The organism is Sphingobium sp., from assembly GCF_035511395.1.
In the GTDB taxonomy this organism is placed as follows: domain Bacteria; phylum Pseudomonadota; class Alphaproteobacteria; order Sphingomonadales; family Sphingomonadaceae; genus Sphingobium.
This window is the reverse complement of record NZ_DATKFP010000145.1, coordinates 1-4,055: the sequence shown is the minus strand read 5'-3', so window position 1 is coordinate 4,055 and position 4,055 is coordinate 1. Positions and strand designations below refer to the sequence as shown.

5 protein-coding genes and 1 pseudogene are annotated in these 4,055 nt (G+C 64.1%); all 6 read right to left on the bottom strand.

Features of this window, described 5'->3' with window-relative positions; all coding sequences use genetic code 11:
- Window positions 1-268: pseudogene (locus tag VMR39_RS09700) on the bottom strand (DUF2202 domain-containing protein); the annotation flags it as partial.
- Between the two features lie 85 nt (window positions 269-353).
- A complete protein-coding gene (locus VMR39_RS09695; RefSeq protein ID WP_021246237.1) occupies window positions 354-833 on the bottom strand; it encodes a Dps family protein in 480 nt (159 codons plus the stop codon).
- Window positions 834-855: 22 nt separating this feature from the next.
- Complete coding sequence (locus VMR39_RS09690; protein WP_325415763.1) at window positions 856-1,644, bottom strand: TlpA disulfide reductase family protein; 789 nt, start codon at window positions 1,642-1,644, stop codon at window positions 856-858.
- A 12-nt stretch (window positions 1,645-1,656) separates the two neighbouring features.
- Window positions 1,657-1,767: a cytochrome bd-I oxidase subunit CydX gene (gene cydX / locus VMR39_RS09685; protein WP_021246239.1), complete on the bottom strand. Its 111-nt coding sequence runs from the start codon at window positions 1,765-1,767 to the stop codon at window positions 1,657-1,659.
- Window positions 1,768-1,779: 12 nt separating this feature from the next.
- The gene (gene cydB / locus VMR39_RS09680) at window positions 1,780-2,928 is read right to left on the bottom strand and encodes a cytochrome d ubiquinol oxidase subunit II (RefSeq protein ID WP_021246240.1); all 1,149 of its coding nucleotides are present in this window, start codon (window positions 2,926-2,928) and stop codon (window positions 1,780-1,782) included.
- A gap of 12 nt (window positions 2,929-2,940) precedes the next feature.
- The coding region (locus VMR39_RS09675) for a cytochrome ubiquinol oxidase subunit I (RefSeq protein ID WP_325415762.1) at window positions 2,941-4,055 on the bottom strand (1,115 nt) is incomplete at its 5' end.

Sequence of the window (4,055 nt, the reverse complement as noted above, 5' to 3'; positions counted from 1 at the left end):
CGACCTCGCCCTGGACCGCGCTTTCGCACGCTTGTGCGAGTGAGGCTGGCGCTGTGACTTTTCCTGTCCATGCGTTGGGCGGCACGTCGATGCCCAGTCGGGCAAGCTGGCGCTCAAGCGCGGCAGCGTGGCGCTGTTCGGCTTCGATGATGTTGGAAAAGGGCCGGACAGGGCCGAACTTTTCGATCACGGCGGCATAGGTCGCCTCCGCCTTCCGCTCGTCTTCGAGCGCATCGCGGAGGATGGTTGCCAGCTTTGACGTAGCCAAGGTCTCGTCCTTTCAATGGCGGCAGTTCGCTAACGGCCCCGGCCTCGCAGAGATTGCGCGGCCGGGGCCAGTCGTTGAGCGTGTCTTACTCTTCGAGCAGGGCGCGCAGCATCCATGCGGCCTGCTCATGCACGCCGATCCGTTGGGTGAGCAGGTCCGCGGTCGGCTCGTCGCTCGCCTTCTCGACCAGAGGGAACAGCGTGCGCGCCGTGCGGGCGGCCGCTTCATGCCCCTTGGCGAGGATGTCGACCATGTCGAGCGCCTTCGGCGGCACTTCCGGCGCGTCGGGAAGCGAGCTCAATTTAGCGAACTGCGCGTAGGAACCGGGTGCGGGCTGTCCGAGCGAGCGGATGCGTTCGGCGATCGGGTCGATCGCGTTCCACAACTCGGTATATTGCGTCATGAACATGGCATGGAGGCTGTTGAACATCGGCCCGGTCACGTTCCAGTGAAAGTTGTGCGAGGTCAGATAGAGAGTGTAGGTGTCCGCCAGGAGGCGGCTCAGGCCTTCGCAAATCGCAACCCGATCTTCCTCGCCGATTCCAATATTCACTTGTCTGGTCATGGTCTTCTCCTTGATCGAAACTCTACTTCAGATCGCGTAGTCCCGCGAGCAGGGCGGCCCGCGAGATTTCACCGACATGGAGCGCACGGATCACGCCTTTGCTGTCGATGAACAGCGTCGCGGGAAGCCCGGCCGAGCCGGTCGCGGCAGCTATACGCAGGTCGCGGTCGAGATGGACGTGCGCCGTTTCAAGGCGCTTGCTGTCCAGCCACGCACGTACGTTGTCTGCATCCTCGCCCTGATTGACAAGCAGGATCGGTACGGCCGAGTGCGCCGCTTCTGCGACCATCATCGGCATTTCACGCTGGCACGGCGGGCACCAGGTTGCCCAGAGATTGACGACGAACGGCTTGCCCCGGCGATCGTCGAGCAGGCTCGTTCCGCTGTCCAGCGACTGGAGAACGATTCCTTGCGGTAGAGGTCGCTGCGCCGAGGCAAGGGCCGCTGCCGTGGCGCCGGATGTGACCGCGACGCAGCCCGCGAAGACGAGCGTCAAAGGTGCTAGGGCGCGAGATCGCCGTAGTGACACGCCCAGCACGATTGCGGCAGTCACCAGACCGGGGAGCGGCGAGAAACCTCCTTGCCAGACATAGAGGATGGTTGCGGGTTCGATGGCGAAGGCATGCCAGTTCTGCGCCACAAAACCCGCGCGAGCTGCAACGAGGCCAGCGAGCAATGCCCGCCACGCGGCCGTATCGCAATCCACGCCGCGACGGCGGCCTATCCAGTTCCCCGCCGCCATGAAGGCAATGATCCCGAGAATCGCGAACAGCCGTTCCAACGCGAGCGCGAGAGGGCCGATAGCAATCATGATCCGTCGCGATCAGGCCGCCATGTCCTCATCGGGATCGGCATGAAACTCATGCCACATGCCGTTGAGGATGCCGAAGCCGACGGCCAGGCCGACACCCAGAATCCAGCTAAAATACCACATCCGGGTCTTCCTTCAATAAAAGTCGGGGTTGGTGTCGACGTCGCGCAGCGTGATGCGGCCGAACAGGACCTTGTAGACCCAGGCGGTGTAGAGCAGCACGATTGGCAGGAAGATCACCGTCACCGCGAGCATGATGAACAGGGTCACATGGCTGGACGACGCGTTCCAGACCGTCAGGCTCGAGGCCGGGTCGATCGAGCTGGGCAGGATGAACGGGAACATCGAGAGGCCCACGGTCGCGATGATGCCGATCGCGCCGAGAGATGAGCCGCCAAAGGCCAGAACCTCGCGGCCCTTGCGGATACCGATCCACGCCAGCAGCGGCCCCGCGAAACCGAGAATGGGGGCGATCAGCATCCAGGGATGGGCGCCATAATTGTCGAGCCAGGCCCCCGGCGCTGCGACCGTTCCTGAAAGCAGCGGATTAGAGGGGCCGAGCGGATCGGCGCCGTGCGTCAGGCGGAAACCATAGCCCATGGTCGCGACCATCACGCCGCCGATGGCAAAGAGCAGGATCGAGGCGACGGCGGCGACCTGGCCGAAGGCGCGGGCGCGGTCATGCACAGCGCCGCGTTCGATCTTGATCGCGAGCCAGCTTGCGCCGTGCAGCACGATCATGGCGACCGAGAGAAGGCCGGCGACCAGCGAGAAGGGATGGAACAGGCCGAGCAGGCTGCCCTCGTAGAAGGAGCGCAGATCGCTATCGAGCCGGAAGGGGATACCGGTGAGCACATTGCCGACCGCGACGCCGAACACCAGCGCCGGAACGAAACCGCCGACGAACAGCGCCCAGTCCCAGCGCGCGCGCCATGCGGCGTCCGGCTTCTTCGAGCGGTATTTGAAGCCGACGGGCCGCAGGATGAGCGCCGCGAGGACGAGGAACATGGCCAGATAGAAGCCGGAGAAGCTGACCGCATAGACGAACGGCCATGCCGCGAAGATCGCGCCGCCGCCAAGGATGAACCAGACTTGGTTCCCCTCCCACGTCGCACCGATGGAGTTGATGACGAGGCGGCGTTCGGCGTCGGTCCTGGCAACAAAAGGCAGCAGCGCGGCGGTGCCAAGGTCGAAGCCGTCGGTCAGGGTGAAGCCGATCAGGAGGACGCCCATCAGCAGCCACCAGATCAGCCGGAGCGTTTCATAGTCGATGGGAGGTGCCATGACCTGTTCTCCTTATTCGGCAGGGATGGGCGCGTAGCCGCTGTGGGTTTCGGAGGATGGCGCCGGGGGTCGATGTTGGTCCGGTCCCTTGCGGATCGCCGCCAGCATCAGCCGTACTTCGATGACCGCCAGCGCGCCGTAGATTACCGTGAAGCCGATGATCGTCGTCCAGAGTTGCGCGACGGTCAGGCTCGATGCGGCAAGGAAGGTCGGCAGAACGCCGTCGATCGCCCAGGGCTGGCGGCCGATCTCGGCCAGGATCCAGCCAAATTCGATGGCGATCCACGGCAACGGAATGACCCACACCGCAGCGCGCAGGAAGGTGCGGCAGAAGCGGCTGTCGCAGTTCAGCTTGCGGATCGAGGCCATCCAGAAGGCGGCGCCGAAGAAAGCGATGAAGAAGAAGCCGAGGCCCGCCATCGCGCGGAACACCCAGAACATCACAGGGACATTGGGCACGGTCGACCATGCGGCCTTCTCGATGTCCTGGGGCGTGGCTTGCCGCGGATCGGCGACGAAGCGTTTCAGCAGCAGGGCATAACCAAGATCGGCCTTGCTCCGCTCGAATGCCTCGCGTGCGACCATGTCCTTCTGGTCGACCTTCAGCTTTTCGACTGCGTCATAGGCTTTGATGCCGTTCTCGATGCGGTCCTGCGCCCTGGCGACCAGCTCGAAGATGCCGGAGACTTCGCCCGTCAGGCTGCGCGTGGAGATGAGGCCGAGCACATAGGGAATCTTGACCTCGAAATAGGTTTCGCGGTCGGTGACGCTGGGAAAGCCGACAACGGCGATACCCGCCGGAGCCGGTTCGGTGTGCCACATGGCTTCCAGCGCGGCGAGCTTCATCTTCTGGTTGTCGGTCAGCGCATAGCCGCTCTCGTCGCCCAGCACGACAACCGACAGCGAGGATGCGAGGCCGAAGGCGGCGGCGACGGTGAAGCTGCGCCGCGCGACCGCGACCCATTTGCCCTTGAGGAGATACCAGGCCGAGACGCCGAGCACGAAGACCGAGGCGCAGACATAGCCGGCGCTCACCGTATGGACGAACTTCGCCTGCGCCACCGGATTGAACAGCACCGCCATGAAATCGGAGACTTCCATGCGCATCGTCTCGGGATTGAAGCGCG